17 protein-coding genes and 4 pseudogenes are annotated in these 19,400 nt (G+C 67.0%); 5 read left to right on the top strand and 16 right to left on the bottom strand.

What is annotated here, in order from left to right:
- Positions 1–45 precede the first annotated feature (45 nt).
- The 3 genes and pseudogenes from KIV56_RS09265 to KIV56_RS09275 form a co-directional block, all read right to left on the bottom strand.
- Positions 46–1,027, bottom strand: a pseudogene (locus KIV56_RS09265) (carbohydrate ABC transporter permease).
- Positions 1,024–1,996, bottom strand: a pseudogene (locus KIV56_RS09270) (carbohydrate ABC transporter permease). Before KIV56_RS09270 ends, KIV56_RS09265 begins: the two co-directional pseudogenes overlap by 4 nt.
- A gap of 159 nt (positions 1,997–2,155) precedes the next feature.
- Positions 2,156–3,520, bottom strand: coding sequence for an ABC transporter substrate-binding protein (locus KIV56_RS09275; protein WP_134446745.1), 1,365 nt, complete (start codon positions 3,518–3,520; stop codon positions 2,156–2,158).
- Positions 3,521–3,885: 365 nt separating this feature from the next.
- Here KIV56_RS09275 and KIV56_RS09280 point away from each other — a divergent pair, with 365 nt between their 5' ends.
- Positions 3,886–4,923 (top strand): LacI family DNA-binding transcriptional regulator, encoded by a 1,038-nt coding sequence (locus KIV56_RS09280; protein ID WP_281535989.1) that lies wholly within the window; start codon positions 3,886–3,888, stop codon positions 4,921–4,923.
- Here the strand turns inward: KIV56_RS09280 and KIV56_RS09285 are convergent.
- From KIV56_RS09285 to rplJ, 4 genes and pseudogenes are all read right to left on the bottom strand, one after another.
- Positions 4,920–6,212, bottom strand: coding sequence for an MFS transporter (locus tag KIV56_RS09285; protein WP_281535990.1), 1,293 nt, complete (start codon positions 6,210–6,212; stop codon positions 4,920–4,922). The two genes, KIV56_RS09280 and KIV56_RS09285, sit on opposite strands and share 4 nt — an antisense overlap.
- The gene (locus tag KIV56_RS09290) at positions 6,209–6,706 is read right to left on the bottom strand and encodes a MarR family winged helix-turn-helix transcriptional regulator (RefSeq protein ID WP_281535991.1); all 498 of its coding nucleotides are present in this window, start codon (positions 6,704–6,706) and stop codon (positions 6,209–6,211) included. Before KIV56_RS09290 ends, KIV56_RS09285 begins: the two co-directional genes overlap by 4 nt.
- Before the next feature lie 198 nt (positions 6,707–6,904).
- Entirely contained in the window at positions 6,905–7,288 is a 384-nt protein-coding gene (gene rplL, locus KIV56_RS09295) for a 50S ribosomal protein L7/L12 (RefSeq protein WP_134446737.1), read from the bottom strand.
- 44 nt (positions 7,289–7,332) lie between these two features.
- Positions 7,333–7,856: pseudogene (gene rplJ / locus KIV56_RS09300) on the bottom strand (50S ribosomal protein L10).
- Between the two features lie 418 nt (positions 7,857–8,274).
- On the opposite strand from rplJ, the gene KIV56_RS09305 reads away from it, so the two are divergent.
- Complete coding sequence (locus KIV56_RS09305; RefSeq protein ID WP_281535992.1) at positions 8,275–10,008, top strand: MDR family MFS transporter; 1,734 nt, start codon at positions 8,275–8,277, stop codon at positions 10,006–10,008.
- Here the strand turns inward: KIV56_RS09305 and KIV56_RS09310 are convergent.
- Positions 9,995–10,228, bottom strand: a complete 234-nt coding sequence (locus KIV56_RS09310; RefSeq protein ID WP_281535993.1) for a hypothetical protein — start codon at positions 10,226–10,228, stop codon at positions 9,995–9,997. The genes KIV56_RS09305 and KIV56_RS09310 overlap by 14 nt on opposite strands.
- 119 nt (positions 10,229–10,347) lie before the next feature.
- Here KIV56_RS09310 and KIV56_RS09315 point away from each other — a divergent pair, with 119 nt between their 5' ends.
- Entirely contained in the window at positions 10,348–10,533 is a 186-nt protein-coding gene (locus KIV56_RS09315; protein WP_348648525.1) for a hypothetical protein, read from the top strand.
- A gap of 131 nt (positions 10,534–10,664) precedes the next feature.
- Here KIV56_RS09315 and KIV56_RS09320 read toward each other — a convergent pair whose 3' ends face one another.
- Positions 10,665–12,329, bottom strand: a complete 1,665-nt coding sequence (locus KIV56_RS09320) for a sensor histidine kinase (protein ID WP_281536113.1) — start codon at positions 12,327–12,329, stop codon at positions 10,665–10,667.
- A complete protein-coding gene (locus KIV56_RS09325; RefSeq protein ID WP_134446731.1) occupies positions 12,329–13,075 on the bottom strand; it encodes a response regulator transcription factor in 747 nt (248 codons plus the stop codon). Before KIV56_RS09325 ends, KIV56_RS09320 begins: the two co-directional genes overlap by 1 nt.
- 137 nt (positions 13,076–13,212) lie before the next feature.
- On the opposite strand from KIV56_RS09325, the gene KIV56_RS09330 reads away from it, so the two are divergent.
- Positions 13,213–13,920 (top strand): YqaJ viral recombinase family protein, encoded by a 708-nt coding sequence (locus tag KIV56_RS09330; protein WP_432432623.1) that lies wholly within the window; start codon positions 13,213–13,215, stop codon positions 13,918–13,920.
- Here the strand turns inward: KIV56_RS09330 and KIV56_RS09335 are convergent.
- The 6 genes and pseudogenes from KIV56_RS09335 to KIV56_RS09360 form a co-directional block, all read right to left on the bottom strand.
- Positions 13,880–14,599, bottom strand: coding sequence for a signal peptidase I (locus tag KIV56_RS09335; protein ID WP_281535994.1), 720 nt, complete (start codon positions 14,597–14,599; stop codon positions 13,880–13,882). The two genes, KIV56_RS09330 and KIV56_RS09335, sit on opposite strands and share 41 nt — an antisense overlap.
- Complete coding sequence (locus KIV56_RS09340; RefSeq protein ID WP_281535995.1) at positions 14,596–15,396, bottom strand: LPXTG cell wall anchor domain-containing protein; 801 nt, start codon at positions 15,394–15,396, stop codon at positions 14,596–14,598. The genes KIV56_RS09335 and KIV56_RS09340 overlap by 4 nt, the downstream gene beginning before the upstream one ends.
- Position 15,397: 1 nt before the next feature.
- Positions 15,398–15,580, bottom strand: a pseudogene (locus tag KIV56_RS09345) (RICIN domain-containing protein); the annotation flags it as partial.
- Positions 15,522–16,718, bottom strand: coding sequence for an RICIN domain-containing protein (locus KIV56_RS20365; protein WP_432432624.1), 1,197 nt, complete (start codon positions 16,716–16,718; stop codon positions 15,522–15,524). The gene KIV56_RS20365 and the pseudogene KIV56_RS09345, both read right to left, overlap by 59 nt.
- A gap of 3 nt (positions 16,719–16,721) precedes the next feature.
- A complete protein-coding gene (locus tag KIV56_RS09355) occupies positions 16,722–17,213 on the bottom strand; it encodes a hypothetical protein (RefSeq protein WP_281535997.1) in 492 nt (163 codons plus the stop codon).
- 204 nt (positions 17,214–17,417) lie between these two features.
- The gene (locus tag KIV56_RS09360; protein ID WP_281535998.1) at positions 17,418–17,975 is read right to left on the bottom strand and encodes an alternate-type signal peptide domain-containing protein; all 558 of its coding nucleotides are present in this window, start codon (positions 17,973–17,975) and stop codon (positions 17,418–17,420) included.
- Positions 17,976–18,387: 412 nt separating this feature from the next.
- Here KIV56_RS09360 and KIV56_RS09365 point away from each other — a divergent pair, with 412 nt between their 5' ends.
- Entirely contained in the window at positions 18,388–19,395 is a 1,008-nt protein-coding gene (locus KIV56_RS09365; RefSeq protein WP_281535999.1) for an NADP-dependent oxidoreductase, read from the top strand.
- Positions 19,396–19,400: the final 5 nt, after the last annotated feature.

Below are 19,400 nucleotides of genomic sequence, written 5' to 3' on the forward strand. Positions count from 1 at the left end.
TCCGTAACGGGCACGGTCGTCGATCGGGCGGATGCCCGGGCCTGGTCAGCCCTTCGTCGAGCCGGCCAGGAGCCCGCGCACGAAGTACCGTTGCAGGCTGAAGAACACGATGAGCGGCACGATCAGCGACACGAAGGCGGCGGCCGTCAGGCGCTGCCAGTCCTGGCCCCGGGTACCGGTGAGTTCGGCGAGCCGCTGGGTGAGCGGGGCGACGTCCGGGGTCCCGCCCGAGAAGATCAGCGCGACCAGCAGGTCGTTCCAGACCCAGAGGAACTGGAAGATCGCGAAGGACGCGAGCGCGGGCACCGCGAGCGGCAGCACGATCCGGAAGAAGACCTGGCCGTGGCTGGCGCCGTCGACCCTGGCCGCTTCGATGACCTCACTCGGGATCTCGGAGATGAAGTTGTGCAGCAGGAAGATCGCCAGCGGCAACGCGAAGATTGTGTGCGCGATCCAGACCGGAAGGTAGTTCTGGGCCGGGATCATCGGGATCAGCTGGTGCAGCGCCTCCTGACCGGGCTTCAGGATCGCGGTGAACATCTGGAGCAGCGGGATCAGCGCGAGCTGCAGGGGCACGATCTGCAGCGCGAACACGAGCACGAAGAGGGCGCCGCTGCCCTTGAACTTGATCCAGGCGAAGGCGTATGCGGCCATCGAGGCGATCACGAGCGGGAAGATCGTGGCGGGGATCGCGATCGCGAGGGAGTTCACGAAGTACGCGCCGAGCCTGCGGGGATGACTGCGAGGTGGAGAGCAGCACCTCCTTGTAGTTGTCGAGCGTGAAGCCCGGGTTCTGCAGGATGGTCCACCACCCCGTCGTGGTGATCAGCCCGGCGGGCCGGAAGGAGGAGACGAACAGGCCGAAGGTCGGCAGCGTCCAGAGGATCGCGATGACGAGCGAAACGACCGTCGCCGTGCGCGACGTGAGGCGCCGTTTCACCCTGGCCGACTTGGTGCCGACGGTGACGACCTCGAGGGCATTCTTCTTGGTGCCGACGATGGGCAGGTCGACTACGTTGTCGCTCATCGGATCTCCCTCTGCTTGCGCATGATTCGTACGTTGTAGATGACAATCGGCAGCACCATCAGGAACAGCACGATCGCGAGAGCGGCGCCACGGCCCTGCTCACCAGCTCGGAATGCCTGCGTGTACATCTCGTTGGCGATGACGCTCGTGTTGAAGTTACCGGCGGTCATCGTGCGCACGATGTCGAAGACCTTGAGGGTGGCGATCGAGATGGTCGTGATCACGACGACGAGCGAGCCGCGGATGCCGGGGATCGTCACGTTCGTGAACCGCTGCCAGGCGTTGGTTCCATCGAGTTCGGCTGCCTCGATCTGCTCGGTCGGGACCCCCTTGATGGCTGCGGAGAGGATGACCATGGCGAATCCGGTCTGGATCCAGATCATCACGATGATCAGGAGGAAGGTGTTGATCGGCGAGGTCTGGAGCCACTGCACCGGCTGGCCGCCGAGCCAGACCACGATCTGGTTCAGGAGGCCGATCTGGTCGCTTCCTCCCGACTTGTAGTCGTAGATGGAAGCGCCAGATGATTCCGGCGCCGACGAAGGAGATCGCCATCGGCATGAAGACGAGGGCCTTGAAGTATTTCTCTCCACGGGACTTGTCGATGAAGACCGCGTAGCCGAGGCCGATGGCCGTTGAGATCGTCGGCACGACGACAACCCAGATCAGGGTGTTCCCCAGGGTGATCAGAGCAGCCGGCTGGGTGAACATCCAGACGAAGTTCTCGGCGCCGACGTAGGCACCCGAACTGTTGGTGAACGCCAGGAGGGAGGTGCGGAATGCCGGGTAGATCAAACCGGCAAGCAGTAGGAGGAGGGCGGGCGCGATGAAGAAAGTCAGCTGCCAATAGTCGCGCCCGCGTTTGGGCGCCCTGTCTATCAGGAAAAGCAGGAGACCAATGACAAGCGCGAACGCTGCCAGTGCCCCCACTACCTGGATTATCTTTCCGAGTAAGTCTGCGGTCGTCATTGGCCGGTCCCTTCAATCGTGCGCGAAGCGGTCGTGCGAGGGGTCGCGTGGAGGTCTTGTGGGTGGTGCGGGTCGTGCGTGAGGCGGGTGGCGGGGCCCGCCGACTTCTCGGCAGGCCCCGCCCCGGTTGGGGCACCCGGTACCGGGTGCCCCGGGGAACTAGCTCTTCGGCCAGCTCGCCTCAATGGTGTCCGTGACCTTCTGGCTGCTGTCGCCGCTCAGCCAGGACACGATGCCCTTCCAGAACGAGTCGGTGCCGACGGCACCGGGCATCAGGTCGGAACCGTCGAAACGGAACACCGTCTTCGGGTCCTGCAGGATGGTGATGCTCTGCTTGAGCAGGTCGCTCGAGGCGTTCGCGGGGTCAAGGCCGGTGTTGGCGCTGATCACGCCGCCCTCCTTCACCCGGTTGTTCGCCCAGGTGTCACTGGACAGGTAGGTGAGCGTCGCGGTGATCGCGTCGCTCGTCTTGAAGGCTCCGACGAGCTCGCCGCCACCGGTGACCGCCTGGTCGCCGCCGGCCTTGACCGGGGGAAGGAGGAACGCGTAGACATCGCCCGTGGGGGAAACCGTCACTGCGGAGCCGTCCGCCTTCTTCCAGAAGCCCTCGTAGAACGAGGCCTGGTGGTGCAGGGAGCACTTGCCGTCGAGGATCGGGAGGCCCGCGTCGCCGAACTGAGTGGAGATGATCGACGAGACATCGCCGAGACCGCCGTTGACGTCATCCGGGTTCTTGAGGATCGCGCCGACGGAGTCGAACGCCTTCACGATGGCGGGGTCGTTGAACGGGATCTTGTGCGTGACCCACTTGTCGTAGGTGTCCGCGCCGGCCTGGCGCAGCACGTAGTCCTCGACCCAGTCCGTTCCCGGCCATCCGGTTGCGTCACCGGAACCGACACCGGCACACCACGGCTTGTGGTCGCCGTCGGCCGCGATCTTCGCGGTGAGTGCGGTCAGTTCATCGAGGGTCTTCGGGATCTCGTAGCCCTTGGCCTTGAATTCCGCGGGCGAGTACCAGACGTAGCCCTTGACGCTCGCCATCAGCGGGGCGGCGTAGAAGGTGCCGTCGGCTGCGGTGCCGTAGCCCTTCCAGTCCTTCGACCACCACTTGTCGACGTTCGCCTCGACGGCGGCCGGCGCCTTCTTGAGGAAGCCGGCAGCAGCGAGCTTGTTGAAGAGGCCCGGCTGCGGGATGATGCCGATGTCGGGAGCGTTGCCACCCTCGGCGAGCACCGCGATCTGGGCCTCGAATTCCTTCGTGCCCTGGTAGGTGACCTTGATGCCCGTGCAGGACTGGAAGTCGGCCCAGGAGTTGACGAGGCGATCGGCCTCGACGTCCTGGATGGTGCCGCCGATCTTGACCTCGGGGCTGTCCTTGAACGTCCCGTAGGACGCGTAGTCGGCACAGTTGGACGACGACGAACTGGATGCGGCGATATCGCCCGTGCATCCGGTCAGGGCGAGTCCGACCACGGCCGCGGTGGCCAGTGGCAGATAGAGCCGGCGGTGCTGCTTCACGCTCATGCGTTTCTCCTCATTGAGTGATGCGGGTACGCAAGCTATGCGGTTCACGTACCGAAATGTGATGCGGGACTGTGTTGCGGGTATGTACTGCGGGAATCAAGAACTGCAATACGGGATCGTGCAGGTACCCGATTCCCCCTGCCTTCGTGGGTAAGGAACCGGTTCCACATCACAAACTACGGGAGGTCTGCGGGATTGGCAAGACAATCTTTGTCACGAAATCGCAAAGATTGGGGCAATGATCGCGCGACCACGCACACGCGGGCATTAAAAGTGTCACAGTTCAGCACTTTCTGCTGGAACCGGTTCCAGTATCGTCGACAGGAGCGCTACTCTTTCGTTACCGATCCAAAGGAGGACGAGTCGTGAGCGCAATCGCCGACGTGGCACGCCTCGCAGGGGTCGCAAAAGCCACGGCATCCCGCGCGCTCAGCGGTCGCGGTTACGTTTCGGAAGCGACCCGGCTCCGGGTCGTCGCGGCCGCGAGGGAAATCGGCTACGTCGCTTCACCGAATGCCGCGAGCCTCGTGACCGGGCGCACGAAGAACGTCGGCGTGATCATCCCGTTCATCAGCCGGTGGTTCTTCTCTGAGGTACTCGAGAGCCTGGAACAGGCCCTGCTTGCAGAGGGCTACGACATGACTCTCTACAACCTCCCGGCGGCGTCTGCCGAACGCGACAGCGTCTTCGAATACTTCCTCGCTCGCAAGCGGTTCGACGGGGTCATCTCGGTCGGCGTCGCCCTGAGCGAGGCTGAGGTCGATCGACTTCACCGCCTCGGCAGGCCATTGATCGGCATCGGCGGGCCGATCAGGGATGTGCACACGATCGCGATCGACGATGTCGCGACAGCGCGGCTCGCGACCGAACACCTGCTCGGCCTCGGCCACGTCGACGTCGTGCACGTCGGCGGAGATCCGATCGACGAGATGGACTTCCGGGTGCACAGTCAACGCCTCAGCGGCTTCTACTCCGCAATGCGCGACGCCGGCCGCTCGACGGACCGATGCTTCTACCCCTGTGAATTCAGCATGCCCGGCGGCTACGAGGTGGGGTTGTCCGTGCTCGGCGACCCGCGGACCCGTCCGACCGCCATCTTCGCCGCGAGTGACGAAATCGCCATCGGTGTCATCGTCGCGGCGCGAGAACTCGGCATCCAGGTGCCGGCCGAGCTGTCCGTGATCGGCATCGACGGGCATCCGTACGCCGACATGTTCCGCCTCACGACCCTGGAACAGCATCCACGCAGGCAGGGGCACCTCGCCGTGAGCGCGCTCCTGACCGAGCTCGCGCGCCCGACGGACGCGGACGCGCGGCCCGAGGAGGACGGCTACCTGACGGTGCTGCCGACGAACCTCGTGATCCGGTCGAGCACGAGCGGCCCGCACCGGCCACGCCGTTAGCTGTCGCCGGCGCCGATCGCTTCTGCCTCTTCGAACTCGTCCTCCATCGCGCCGTCCGCGCGGGCGAGGTGGCGGTGGCCGATCACGAGGATCGCGCAGGCGACGAGAACGGATGCAGCCCCGGCGTAGAAGGGGACCGCCGGCCCGAAGAACTCGGCGAGCAGCGTTGCGGCAGGCGGCGCGATCGCGCCGCCGAGGAACCGCACGCCGGAGTACGCCGAGGAGGCGACCGGGCGCGGCAGGTCGGTCGCCTCCATCACCGACTCGGTGAGCACGGTGTTGAGCACGCCGAGCAGCAGGCCGCCGACGATGACGCAGGTCACGACGCCCGCGGCCGAGCCGATGAACAGGCCGGCGGTCGCGAGGTCGATGGCGAGCAGGGGCAGCACGAGCCAGAGCACCCGGCTGCGGCGCATCCGCCTGGTCAGGAGCGGGGCGACCCAGACCGAGGTGACGGCGAGCGAGATGCCCCAGCCGAAGAAGACCAGGCCGAGGGTGATCGCACTGCCGAGGCCGAGCGGCACGAGCGCGAACGGCGTGTACGCGAGCAGCACGAAGAAGCCGATGTTGTAGAACAGTGCGGCGCTCGCGAGGATGCCGAGCCCCGGCCGGGCGAGGGCCCGGAACGGCGCTGACAGCCGGATCGGGGCGGGCTTCTGCGGCTCCTTCTTCAGCATCACGATGATCGCGACGAACCCGATCGCCATCAGCGCCGCGCTGCCGAAGAACGGTCCGCGCCAGCTGATGCTGCCGAGCAGCCCGCCGATGAGCGGGCCGATCGCGATGCCGAGCCCGAGGGCCGCCTCGTAGAGGATGATCGCCGAAGACGTGCCTCCGGAGGCCGCGCCGACGATGGTCGCGAGCGCGGTCGAGATGAAGAGCGCGTTGCCGAGTCCCCAGCCGGCGCGGAAGCCGATGATGGTCTCGACGTTCTGGGACAGGCCCGCGGCGAGCGCGAACACGATGATGAGCGCGAGGCCGATCAGCAGGGTGCGCTTCGCGCCGATCCGGCTGGACAGCCAGCTCGTGAAGAACATCGCGATCCCGGTGATGACCAGGTAGCTCGTGAAGAGCATCTCGGTCTGGGTCGGGCTCGCGGCGAGGTCGCGGGCGATCGCAGGCAGGATCGGGTCGACGAGGCCGATGCCCATGAACGCGATCACGCACGCGAAGGCGACGGCCCAGACCGCGGTCGGCTGGTGCAGGATGCTGCCGCCGCCTTCCGGGCGACCGTGTACGTCGGTCGCGGCGGGGGTTCCGTGTTCCGCCAGTGCTCTCACGCGGCTCATGCGCGAGCTCCGGCCGGATTCCCGGCCGTGGGTGACGCCGCACCTGCCGGCACCCGCTCGGCAGGCACTTCACTGCCGTCGAGGCGTTCGCGGAGGATGTCGACGGCATTGCGGATCGTGGCGAGGTCGGCATCCGCCAGCCCGTCGAACATCGGCAGGAGGGCTTCGGCGAGTTCGCTGCGCCAGGCGGAGAGCGCCGCGTCCCCCGCGGGGGTGATCACGGTGCTCGTGACGCGGGCGTCGAGTGGGTCGGCGAGGCGTGCGGCCCAGCCGCGCTCGACGAGGTGTGCGACGAGCTTGGTCGCGGTCGGCTGCGAAATGCGGCTGCGGGCGGCGACCTCGCCGAGACGGATCGGACCGAGCTGGCGGAGCACGCTCAGGGTGCGCCAGACCGCTGGCGACTCCCGGCCGTCCGCGGCATGGGCGGCGACCCGGGCGAGCCGGTGGTTCACGGTGATCAGGTCACCGAGGAGTGCGGGAAGGTCAGAAGGCATTCCCCCACTGTACATAGCTTGGCTATCTATGTCCATAGCCCGGCTATGGACATCCGCTCGAGCGGCCGGATTGGGTCGAGTCGAACAGTCGGGTCAAACAGCAGAGGGCGCCGCATCCAGTGGATGCGACGCCCTCGGCGTGTTGCGAATCGATCGGCTGACGCCTGTCGACCTCGAGTGAACCCCCTGGGGGCCCGACTACTTGAGGGTGACGGTGGCGCCGGCGGCCTCGAGGGAAGCCTTGCCCTTTTCGGCAGCTTCCTTCGTGACGCCCTCGAGGACGGCCTTCGGCGCGCCATCGACAACGGCCTTGGCCTCGCCGAGGCCCAGGCTGGTGAGCTCGCGCACAACCTTGATGACCTGGATCTTCTTGTCGCCAACGGACTCGAGGATGACGTCGAAGGCGCTCTGCTCTTCGACCTCTTCAACGGCGGCGGCGGGGCCAGCGGCACCGGCGACGGCGACGGGGGCTGCTGCGGTGACCTCGAAGGTCTCCTCGAACGCCTTGACGAACTCGGAAAGCTCGATGAGGGTCAGGCCCTTGAACTGTTCGAGCAATTCTTCGGTGGAAAGCTTTGCCATGATTATTCTCCCTATAGTTTCTTAGTTACTCACCGCTAGCAGGCCTATGCCTGGTTCGCGGACTCCTGCTTCTCACGCAGTGCTTCGATGGTGCGAACAGCCTTCGAAAGCGGTGCGTTGAACAGATATGCGGCTCCGAACAGCGAGGCCTTGAACGCGCCGGCCAGCTTGGCCAGCAGCACTTCACGGGACTCGAGGTCGGCGAGCTTGCCTACCTCTTCGGCAGTGAGCGGGCTACCGTCGAAGTAACCACCCTTCACTACCAGGAGAGGGTTTGCCTTGGTAAAGGCACGCAGGGTCTTCGCGACGGCGACGGGGTCTCCGTGCACGAAGGCGATGGCGGACGGGCCGGCAAGTTCGTCGTCAAACGACGTGATGCCGGCGTTGTTGGCCGCAATCTTGGTGAGCGTGTTCTTTACCACGGCGTACGTGGCGTCCGCACTGATGGAAACGCGCAGCGTCTTGAGCCTGCGCAACAGTGAGACCGCGGTACTCGGTGAGCAGAACGGCGGTCGAGCTCTGGAATTTCTCCGTCAGGCTCGGCGACCGTTGCTTCCTTGTTCGCCATGGCGCTCCTCTTGGTTTCATGTGCCGGTAGCCCGGGGCGCAGACATGAAAAAAGCCCCAGCGCAAGCGCCGGAGCCTGAGCAGTCCTTGCGAACTGAAACTGAACTTCGATTCCTGCGCGGGCTGTTCACATGAGTGAACCTTCGGTCACCATCCATTACTGGGCAGCGACAACCGGCGGTCTTTGGCTTCGTTCACTGTAACGGATGCCGCGGGCCGGCGCAAATCGCGGCATCCGCCGGCCGTCAGCGAGCGAAACGGCACAGGTAGTTGACCTGAGTCCACTATCGAGATATAGTTGACGCTTGTCAATTACACCGCCCAGGAGTTTCATGTCTCGCGTTTCATCCGTTCGTACCGCTCCACCGCAGCACCCTCAGAACCGGCAGGCCCTCCCCCATCGCGACTCGGACGCGCCGATGTCGAAGCGTCAGGTGCTCGAAGCACTTTCCGGCCTGCTGATGGGCATGTTCGTCTCGATCCTCGCCGGCACCGTCGTCAGCACCTCGCTGCCGCTCATCCTCTCCGACCTGCACGGCGACCAGTCCGCATATACCTGGGTCGTCACGGCGACCCTGCTCGCGACGACCGTGAGCACGCCGATCTGGGGCAAGTTCGCCGACCTCTTCGACCGCAAGCTGCTCATCCAGCTCTCCCTCGTGGTGTTCGTGCTCGGTTCCGCACTCGCCGGCTTCTCCCAGAACACCGGCACCCTGATCAGCTTCCGGGTGCTCCAGGGCCTCGGCGCCGGCGGCCTCGCCGCGCTCAGCCAGATCATCATGGCCGACATCATCAGCCCCCGCGACCGTGGTCGGTACGCCGGCCTGTTCGGCGCGGTCCTCGCCCTCGGCACCGTGGGCGGCCCGCTGCTCGGCGGTGTCGTCACGGACGCCTTCGGCTGGCGCTGGAACTTCTTCATCGCCCTGCCCGTCGCGATCCTCGCGATCATCCTGCTGCAGCGCACCCTGCACCTCCCGGCCAGGGTCAAGCGGGTCGTCAAGATCGACTACCTCGGGGCGATCCTGATCACGGCGGGCATGTCGCTCCTGATGATCTGGGTGACCATCGCCGGCACCCAGTTCGAGTGGGCATCCGTACCCTCGTTCCTGATGGTCGGTGGAGCTGTCGTCCTGCTCGTCGCCGCGGTGTTCGTGGAGTTCAAGGTCAGCGAGCCGATCATCCCGCTCACCCTGTTCAAGAACCGCACCTTCACTCTCGCGGTGATCGCGAGCATCTCGGTGGGCGTGTCGATGTTCGGCACCTCTGTCTTCCTCAGCCAGTACATGCAGCTCGCCCGGGGAGCCACTCCGACCCAGTCCGGCCTGCTGACCATCCCGATGATGGGCGGCTACCTGATCTGCTCGGTCACCTTCGGCACCCTGATCAGCCGCACCGGCAAGTGGAAGGCGATCATGGTCTCCGGCGGAGCGCTCGTGATCGTCGGCCTGCTGCTGCTCGGCACTCTCGACTACCAGACCAACCTCGTGCTCGTCGGCGTCTACATGTTCGTGCTCGGCTCCGGCCTCGGCATGCTGATGCAGAACCTCGTGCTCGTCGTGCAGAACTCGATCGAGGTCAGGCACCTCGGCGTCGCCACGAGCAGCGTCACCTTCTTCCGCAGCCTCGGAGGCACCATCGGCGTCTCGGTGCTCGGCTCCGTGCTCGGCTCAGCGGTCGCGCAGCACATCACCGACGGCGTGGTCGCGCTGAGTCCCGCCGACAAGATGGCCGCGGCGAGCGCCCTCGGCTCGGGCACCATCCCGCGCGTCGCCGACCTCCCGGCCGCCGTGCGCACCCTCGTCGAATCCGCCTACGGGTCCGGCGTCGGCACGGTCTTCCTGATCGGCGTCCCGCTCGCCGTGATCACCCTCGTGATGGTCACCCTGCTTCCGAACGCGTCCCTCGGGCGGAAGACGGGCATCGCCAGGGCCCGCGAGGGCGCCGGGGCCGCCACCACTGCCGGGCACACCGGCGTGAGCGCAGCCGAGCGCGCTGCCGACCGCGAAACCGAGGTCGAGGAGATGGAAGACATCATGATCGAGGTGAGCGCGGCATCCGCCGGTCTCGCCCCCGCCGGTCTCAACAACCCGACCGGGGTGATTCACCTACCGAGGGACGACCAGCCCGGCGCGCGCAGAGTCAGTAGTCTGTGACCATGATTGACGGGACTCCTGACCTGTCCCCGCGCACTGCGCCGGACAGGGCCGGGAATGACACACCGGACGACACGCCCGACGGCGCCCCGAGCGCTGAGTCGGCATCGGCGATCGCAGAGGTCGAGGAGCAGCTGAGTGTGCTCGCCGGGCTGATCCGGGCGAGCATGCGGGATGCCGCGCTCTTCATCGACCCGTCGCTGCAGCCGTTCTCGTTCAAGCTCCTGCGCCACATCGAGCGCTACGGGCCGACGCACTCGAGCGCCGTCGCCGCGGCGCTCTACGTGGACAAGAGCGTGATCAGCCGCCAGGCGAAGCAGGCTCTGCGAGCTCGGTCTCGTGCGCACAGAGCTCGACCCGGCCGACGGCCGCGCCCGGTTCCTCGCCGTGACCGACCTGGCCCGGGCCAAGCTCCACGCGGTGCGGAACGGCGAGACCGCGATCGTGCACCGGCGTCTGAGCGACTGGCCGACGGACGATCTGCACCAGCTCGCCGCGCTTCTCGCCCAGCTCAACACTCCCTAGCCCGCGCTGCCCCGCGGCCGACTTGCGCCAACTGTGGCCGTTCCGGACAACCGTGGCCGGCCTCCCGGCAACAGTTGTCCGTTGCGGTAACAGTTGCCGGGCGGGCGGTGCAGGCGAGCGGATGCCACGGGTCAGGCGAGCGGGAGCGACACCCGGAACTCGGTGCGGCCTGGCCGGCTCGACACCGACACCTCGCCCTGGTGCGCGGTCACGACCGCCTGGACGATGGCGAGGCCGAGTCCGGTGCTGCCGGTCCCGCGGAACCGGGAGCTGTCGCCGCGGGCAAAACGCTCGAACAGGGTCGTCTGGAGATTCGCCGGGATGCCGGGGCCGTCATCCGTCACGGTCACGATCGCACGCCCGTCCTGCTCGGACAGCGCGACCTCGACGGTCGTCTCCGGCGGGGTGTGGATGCGCGCGTTCGCGAGCAGGTTGGTGAAGACCTGGTGCAGCCGGGGTGTGTCGCCGATGGCCTGGATCGGCTCGTCGGGAAGTTCGAGGTTGAGCACCCGGTCGCGGCCGGCCGCGTGCGCATCGCTCACGACGTCGACGAGGAGGCTCGTCAGGTCGACGGTCCCGTGTTCGAGTTCGCGGCCCTCGTCGAGGCGGGCGAGCAGCAACAGGTCCTCGACAAGCCCGGTCATCCGCACGGACTCGGACTCGATCCGGCTGAGGGCGTGCAGTGCGTCTGGCGGCAATTCCTGGCCGGAGCGCCGGGTGAGCTCGGAGTAACCCCGGATCGAGGCGAGGGGCGTGCGGAGCTCGTGACTCGCATCCGCGACGAACTGCCGTACCTTGTTCTCGCTCGCCTGGCGGGTCTCGAGGGCGAGGTCGACGTGGTCGAGCATGCGGTTGAGGGCGGAGCCGACCTGGCCGACCTCTGTGCGGGGGTCGGTGTCCGCGGCGGGGACACGGTCGACGAGGCTGACCTCGCCTCGGTCGAGCGGGAGCTCGGAGACGCGGGCGGCCGTTGCCGTGACGCGCTGCAGCGGGCGCAGGGCGAGGCGCACGATCCACATCGCGAGGATCGCGACGACGATGATGCCGACGAGGGAGACCACTCCGATGATCATGGCGAGTTGCGTCGCTGTGCCGTCGACCGTTCTGAGCGGGAGGCCGATGATCGAGAGGGTGCCGGTTCGGCTTGAGCTTGCCAGGATTCGGTAGTTGCCGACATCGCCGCCGAGATCGACGGTGACGGGCTGCGCGTTTTTGGTCTGGCTTGCGAGGATGTCGGCCTTCTGCACGAGGAGGTCGACCTGGTGGGCCGTCAGTGCCACGATCGTGCCGGTGTCGTCGGTGTAGCCGGCGGTGAGCGTGGAGTCGTAGAAGACGAGGGCGAGGGTACCGGGCTGACCGGGGCCGTTGAGGATGATGCTCGCGGAGGGCACGAACACCGGCAGCGTGGTGCCGAGGTCGTTGTCGCGGCGGCCCTCGAGGATCGCGTGCGACCGTTCGGCGGCGGAGCTCACCTGCTGGTCGAGGCCCGCGAGCAGGTTGGCGCGCAGCACCGTGACGCTCACGACGCCGATCGAGATGCTCACCAGGGCGAGCAGCCCGACGACGGCGAGCACGAGCCGGCGGCGGAGGGTCCAGGGGGCGCGTCCGGATCGCAGCCAGAGCGGGCGGCGGAGCCACTGCGGTCGACGTGACGGATGCTGCGTGCCGGGTCGTGCGGCCGAGCCGGCCGGGTCGAACGGGTCAGTCCGGTCGGGCACGTCAACCGCATCAGCCGGGTGGGTCGGGTCAACCGCGTCCGTCGGGTCGAGCGCATCCGGCCGGTTGGTCGGCGTCATCACGCGGTTTTCAGCATGTACCCCGCACCGCGCACGGTGTGGATCATCGGCTCGCGTCCCGCATCGATCTTCTTCCGCAGGTACGAGATGTAGATCTCGACGACGGAGGACTTGCCGCCGAAGTCATAACTCCAGACCCGGTCGAGGATCTGGGCCTTGCTCAGCACGCGGCGGGGGTTGCGCATCAGGAACCGGAGCAGTTCGAATTCGGTGGCGGTGAGCTCGATGGCATCGCCGGCCCGGGAGACCTCGTAGCTGTCCTCGTCGAGGGTGAGGTCGCCGACGGAGATACGCGGGTCGACGGAATCGGACACGGCCAGGGTCGAGCGGCGGATCAGGCCCCGCAGGCGGGCGACGACTTCTTCGAGGCTGAACGGCTTGGTGACGTAGTCGTCGCCGCCCGCGGTGAGGCCGGCGATGCGGTCGTCGAGGGAGTCCTTTGCGGTCAGGAAGAGCACGGGGGTTTCATAGCCGTCGGCCCGCACGCGCTGCAGTACCTGCAGGCCGTCGATGTCGGGCAGCATGATGTCGAGCACGATCGCGTCCGGACGGAACTCGCGGGCGATGGTCAGCGCCTGGCGTCCCTCCCCGGCGGTGCGCACCTCCCAGCCCTCATACCGAAGGGCCATCGAGAGCAGATCCGTGAGGGTGGGTTCGTCGTCGACGACGAGCACTCGGATAGGACTTCCGTCGGCCTTGTGGAGACGCGGCCCGCGGGTCGAGTGGTCAGTTTCACGTGTGCTCATACTTACTCAGTATCGCGAGCTTTCTATGAAAAGCCTATGCGAGGCCCTTGGCGTTCCTGTGAATGGGGTTCAAGCCCGCTCCGCCCCGGCCCGCGCGCCAGCCCCGCGCCCGCTCCGAGGCTGGCACAATGGGGAGCGTGACCGATACCCTGCTGCCGCTCTTCGAGCCGGCAGAGTCACCCACACTCTCCTCTGCAGCCGCTACCGCCGCATCCGCTGCTGCCGCGCTCGTCGTTCGCGCGCCGGCGATCGCGCCGCACCTGTTGCGCATCGTCGCTGATTCCACGGACTGGGCGGCCTGGATGCGCGCCCGCAACCAGGGCATCACGGCAACGGATGTCGCCAAGCTCGCGACGCCGAAGTCGGTGCAGAACGCGGCCAACGACAAGATGAACGGCAGCAGCTTCGGCGGGAATACCTACACCGATCACGGCCGCGCCCGTGAGCCCGTGATCGCGGCCTGGGTGCTCGAGAACTACGGGATCGAGCCGAGCACGACCCTGTTCCATGCTGCCGGTCATCGCCGCCACCTCGCGACACCCGACGGCGTGGGCACGAATGCCCGGACGCTCGAACTCTCGGAAATCAAGACGACGAACAAAGCGTGGCGCAGCATCCCGCGCTCCTATATGCGGCAGGTCTGGTGGCAGCAGTACGTGCTCGGCGCCGACCGGACGCTGCTGGTCTGGGAACAGCACCGGGACTTCGTGCCGATCCGGTCCCAGCCGGAGTGCCGCTGGATCGAACGCGACGAGGACCAGATCGCGATCCTGGTCGGCTACGCGAACCAGCTGATCGACGTGCTCAACGCGATGGCGACCCGGGCGCAGCAGGCTCGGGCGTAGGCGCGTTCCTCGCGGCCTCGGCGGCCCTGGCCCGGCGGCGCTTGCGCAGCGCGGACACGGCGCCGCTGGCGAACATGTACCCCATGTAGGCGAACAGCAGCCCGGCGATGATGGGCACGATCCAGCTGCGATTCTGACCGTTGACGGCGTTGTTCACCCAGCCGACCCACGGCACGGAGTACCAGAGGCGTCCCTGGATCTGCACCGGGAGCACCTGGTCGGCGTCGGCCACGCTGTTGTTGTCTCCCTTGAACGTGAAGGTGCGCCCGCCCGCGGAGCTCGAGCTGATCGCGGTGACGCGGTGGGTGATCACGCCCGGCTGCCCCGAGCGGATCTGGTAGGTCACGACGTCGCCGATGCGGATCTCGTCCGGGGTCACGGGGCGCACGATGATGAGCGTCCCCGGCGGCAGATCGGGTTCCATCGAGCTGGTCAGCACGGTGAGCGGGGTCGACCCCGTGACCTTGGGCACCACGATCAGCAGCAGCGCCAGGGCGACCACGAGGAGCAGAATTGCTCCGCTGACCGCGAGGCCGAGGTAGTGCAGCAGGCTCTTCTCGTGCGGGTCGACGGGTGCCGGGGTGTCATTCACGGCCACGCCGGGCACGGATGCGACGGCTGTGGATACTTCGGGTGCCGGCGCGTGTTCAGGCGCCGGCTGAAGCTGGGTGCTGGTCATTCGGGGTCCTCCTCGCGGCGGCGGCGTCGGGCAAGCAGAAGGAAGATCCCGACGCCGAGCAGCAGCCCACCGACGATCAACACGGGTGCTGGAGGTTCGACACCGGTATGGGCAAGGATACCGATGCCCGCGCCTGTGGACGACGTTGTCGGGGTCGTCGTTGAATTCGTCGGCGTCGTCGGAGTGCCGGGAAGCACCGGGACGACCGTTCCCGGGTCATCGCACGCGGATGCCGCGAACGGCCCGTCGACGGCATCGCGCATCGCAACGAGCAAGCCCAGGCTCGCGCTTGCTCCCTGGTCGACTGTGCCGGAGACATCCGCCATGGTGAACGTGACGACAAGTTTCATGGTGCCGCCTGCCGAGATCGGTTGCGACGGCACGACGATCCCGCAGCTGTCGAGCCTGCGGAGGGTGCGGGTGAGGGTGTCGCCTGTGCCGGAGTTCCACGCGGCGAGTGTGATGTGATCGGCATACCCGCCGACGGGAAGCAGCACGTCGTGCGCGCTCACCCTTACTTCGGCGGGCGCGGCGGTCGGGTTGCGCACCCAGAGGGCGGCCTGCTGGCTGCCGCGCGGCACGAGCAGGCCGAGGCCGTCGAAGAGGCCTCCGGAGAGCGTCGTCGCGAATGTCACGCCGTCCGTGCTGAGGAGCAGATCGACGGGGGCGATCGGGGTGGCGCCAGCCGAGGCGCTTGCCGGCGCTGCGACCCCCGAAACGGCGAGTGACATGGCGAGCGCAGCGATTCCGAGGGCGGATGCCGCCCCCCGGCGACCCTGGATCGGGTGCGGGCGCATGTCAGCCCACCCACGTCATGGTGAAGGTCTGGCTGGCGAGCCCGAGAGCACCGCACGGCTGTTGCTCCAGCTGGATGTTTTTCGTTGCGGTGGTCTGCCCGCTGACGTCGAGACACTGGCCGCTGTCATTCACGAAGCGGTAGGTACCGCTTCCAACAGCCCCGACGGCCGTGACGCGCCAGCTCTGGTTCGAGGTCCCGGCGTTCTGGAGTTGTGCGGCGAGGCCGGCGGCGGCGCCCCTGCCGGTGTCCCAGAAGAGCCTGCGGGGCGTACTTCGCCTTCACCGCAGACACGCCGGCAGGGTTCGAGAAGTTCCAGGACTGGTTGTCGAAGCCAGTCGACTTGCATCCGAAGCTGATCATCGCCGTTCCGGCCGCCGTCGACTGGTTCTCACCGTCGACGCAGAGTCCGGTCGTTGCGTTCTTGACCTTGTACCATGCCCCGGAATTGGGGCCGGCGGTCGCGATGGCTGCAGCTGTGGACAGGGGCGAGGCATCGCCGGCCGCGTCGAGGGCCCTGACCGTGTAGCTGTATGCCGTTCCGACGTCGAGCCCGGTGTCGGTGAGGGTGGTCGTGGGCGCCGTGGTTGTGCCGATGAGGGTGCCGTTGCGGAAGACCTGGTAGGTGGTGATGGCTGCGGTATCGGCGGGTTTGGCCCAGGTCAGGGTCACCGTGTGGTCCGTCGTGGTGGCTGTTGGCGCGCCCGGTGTCAGGGTGTTCGCGACCGTCTGGGTCGCGTAGATGGCGAGCGGGGCGATCGCCCAGTTGCCGACGCTCGAGGTGAGGGTGACGGTCGGCACGGCGGAGATACCGACGAGTGCGAAGCGTTGCGCCTGCGTGATCGTGCTGCGCACGCAGAAGTATGCGGACGTTCCCACAGCGAGCGCGGTCGCGCCGCTGCCGGAGAAGGTCAGCGCCGAGGTCCAGTGCTGGCCGGTGGGTCCGGTCGAGGTGGCCGCCGTCGAGCAAGCCGCCGTGGTCGCGACGGGCCAGGTCTGCAGGTCGACGCCGGTCGAAAGTGTGGTCGCGTCAGCGGTGAGTGTGAGCGTGTATGGCGCTGGTATGTTCCCCTTGTTCGTGACGGTCACGACCTTGGTGATCGACAGTGTGCTCGAGTCATACAGCACGGCGAGCGTGTCGAAGCCGGTCTGCGTGACCGCCAGGCTGCCGGCGGTCACGGACGCGGTCGCGGTCACCCCCGGCGCGGTCCAGCTCGCCTGGGCGACGCTCGTGCCCGCCAGAGTGAGAAAGAGGGCGAACGCGAGCGCCAGCATCCGTTTGGGCGAACGGATGCGTGGGGCGCGGCGCTGCACGGAGGACATGGCTCAGGCCTGGATTCCGTCGATGACGATGCCGAAGTTCGCGGCGGAGAGGCCCTGGGTCGTGGCCGGGGCTGACAACGGCAGCGTGACAGAGACGCAGAGGATTGTGGACCCGCCGACGGGGAGGGTCTTGCCCAGGCTCGTGACCACCGGGGTGGTGTTGAGGACTGCGGACCAGGTCGGGGCGGGCAAGGCCGGGCAGGCACCGACGAAGAGGCCGATGCTCAGGGACGCCGAGAGGGTCGTCGCCGGAGCCGGCGGAGTGAATCCGGCGATCCGGAGTGCGAGCGGAACGTTACCGACGTTGGTGACGGTGACCGGGGCACTGACCGTGACGCCCGGGTAGAGCACGCCGGCCGGCAGGGTGAGAGTGGACACGGTCAGGGTCGCGGTGCCGGATTTGATGGTCGTGGCCGCAGACACCGGGGCACTCGCATTGAGGTATGCGTAAGAGCCACCAGCGCCGAGGATCGCAAGGCAGATCGCGGCCGCCACAGAGACCGCGGTCGAAGCGATAGTCCGAAGGGAGACGACCCGAGCCCACGTGCGGAGACACTTGCGCAAAACCTCGTGGATTCGAACCGACATGGAGGGCTTGTGAAGGGGAAACACGTGCACCCCCAAATCATCGACAAATGGCGTTTCTGAAGACATGAAGCGGGTGCATCTGGCCTATGCCAGACGCACCCGCCTAGCGAACTAGTTCTGGGTGAGCAGGACGGAGAAGGCGCTCAAGTTCACGGAACCACCCTGGGCGGGGTTGTCGACCGTGACTGCTTTGGAGGGCCAGGTGAGGGTTGCTTTGACAGTGACAGTGGAGGCACCGTTGACGACTGTGTATCCACCCGTCGCGGGGACCAGGTTTGCGGTCAGCACCGCGCCGCTTGCCAGGATGGTCGCCAGCGTGGTGTCGACTGACTTCGCAGAGTCGCTCGCAACAATCGCGCCACCACTCAGAGACAGAATCGCCTTGAGGTTGTCACCCGTGGCGCTGACATTCAGCGTCTTCGTGTAGGTAAGAACGTCGCCAGGAACTGCCAGGAAGTTCGCGATGTTTGTTATCGGGCCGGTCGCGCTCGCCCAGGTGCCGGCAGACGCTGTAGTGCCCGGATCGGTGACAGTGAGAGTACCCGCAGCGATCTTCGCAGCACCACCAGCGGTCACCGTCGAGTTCCAGGACGCGAAGGTGCCCGCGCCGCCGAGGAGGAGGACCACGCCGACCGCGCCAGCGATGGAGCCTTTGAGAAGCTTGTTCATGATGGATCCTTTTCGACGCCGCGGAGGGCATCAGGGTAAGTGCAGGCCGAGATTCGGCCGACCAATGTGAGCAGGACAGTTCGTTCGTTGCCCGGGTGGGAAGGATCGCGCCGCTTCGGGTGCGGCGCGGATTCCAACACGGGCAACGGGTCGCCGAATACAGGCCAAAGCCTCGCCAGTCACCCGGTGGAGCTCGACTCGAACGGTCCCCCTAAATGAGGACCTCGGTCCCCCTTTATGTGGACAGACTACGACGGCGGGCCTTGCCAAATCCACACCTCCAAGCCCCCAAGGTGAGGCACATCCACAGTTTTCGCACCCCCAGATGGAGTGACATCGCTAACCGAATCCGGCCGGCTGCCGACGGTTTCTGCTGCTGTCCACCCGGTGTCCACCGGGAGACAATGGACTCATGGGAAATGCAACGAACGTGCCCCCGACCATGCGCGCCCTCGTGATCGACCGCACCGGCGCGGCCGAGGAGCTACATCTGGACACCGTGCCGACGCCGATTCCCGTGCTCGACGAGCTGATCGTGCGGGTCGTCGCCGCGGGGGTGAACCCGATCGACGCGAAGACCCGGGCCGGCTCGGGTGTGGCCGCAGCGATCCCGGCATTCCCCGCCGTGCTCGGCTACGACTTCAGCGGGATCGTGGTCAGCTCGCCATACGAGGCCTTTCCTCTGCAGCCCGGCGACGAGGTCTACGGCATGACGCGCTTCCCGCGCACGACCGGCAGCTACGCCGAGTACATCGCTGTCTCGAGCATGAGCGTCGCCCTCAAACCCTCCACCCTCAGCCACATCGAAGCGGCCGCCGTGCCCGTCGCGGCCCTGACCGCGTGGGAAATGGTCGTCGAGATCGCCGAGGTCACACCGGGCGAGCGGATACTGATCCACGCCGGCAGCGGCGGCGTCGGCCACTTCGCGGTGCAGATCGCCAAGGCCTTCGGCGCCTACGTGATCACGACGGGTTCGCCTCGCAACGCCGAATTCCTGCGCCAGCTCGGCGCCGACGAGGTCATCGATTACACGAGCATCCGCTTCGATGAGGTGCTCGCGGATGTCGACTCGGTGATCGACCTGATCGGCAATGTGCACGACGACACCGGCACGCGGTCGCTCCGCATCCTCCGGCCCGACGGGGTGCTCGTGAATGCGCCGAGCGGCAGCTGGCCGACCCTGCAAGCCGACGCGGAGGCGGCCGGCGTGCGGGCCACCGGATTCAAGGTGGCCGCAGACGCGGACGCCCTGGACTGGCTCACGAAAATGATCGACGATGGCGCGGTGCGCCCCCACATCGACCACGTCTTCGAACTCGCGGAAGGTCCGGCCGCCCACCGACTGATCGAAGAGGGCCACACCCGCGGCAAGATCGTGCTCCGCATCTCCGATGTCGGAGTCTCGGGAACGGGCGCGTGAGCCAA

The organism is Cryobacterium breve (assembly GCF_027594785.1).
Taxonomy (GTDB): domain Bacteria; phylum Actinomycetota; class Actinomycetes; order Actinomycetales; family Microbacteriaceae; genus Cryobacterium; species Cryobacterium breve_A.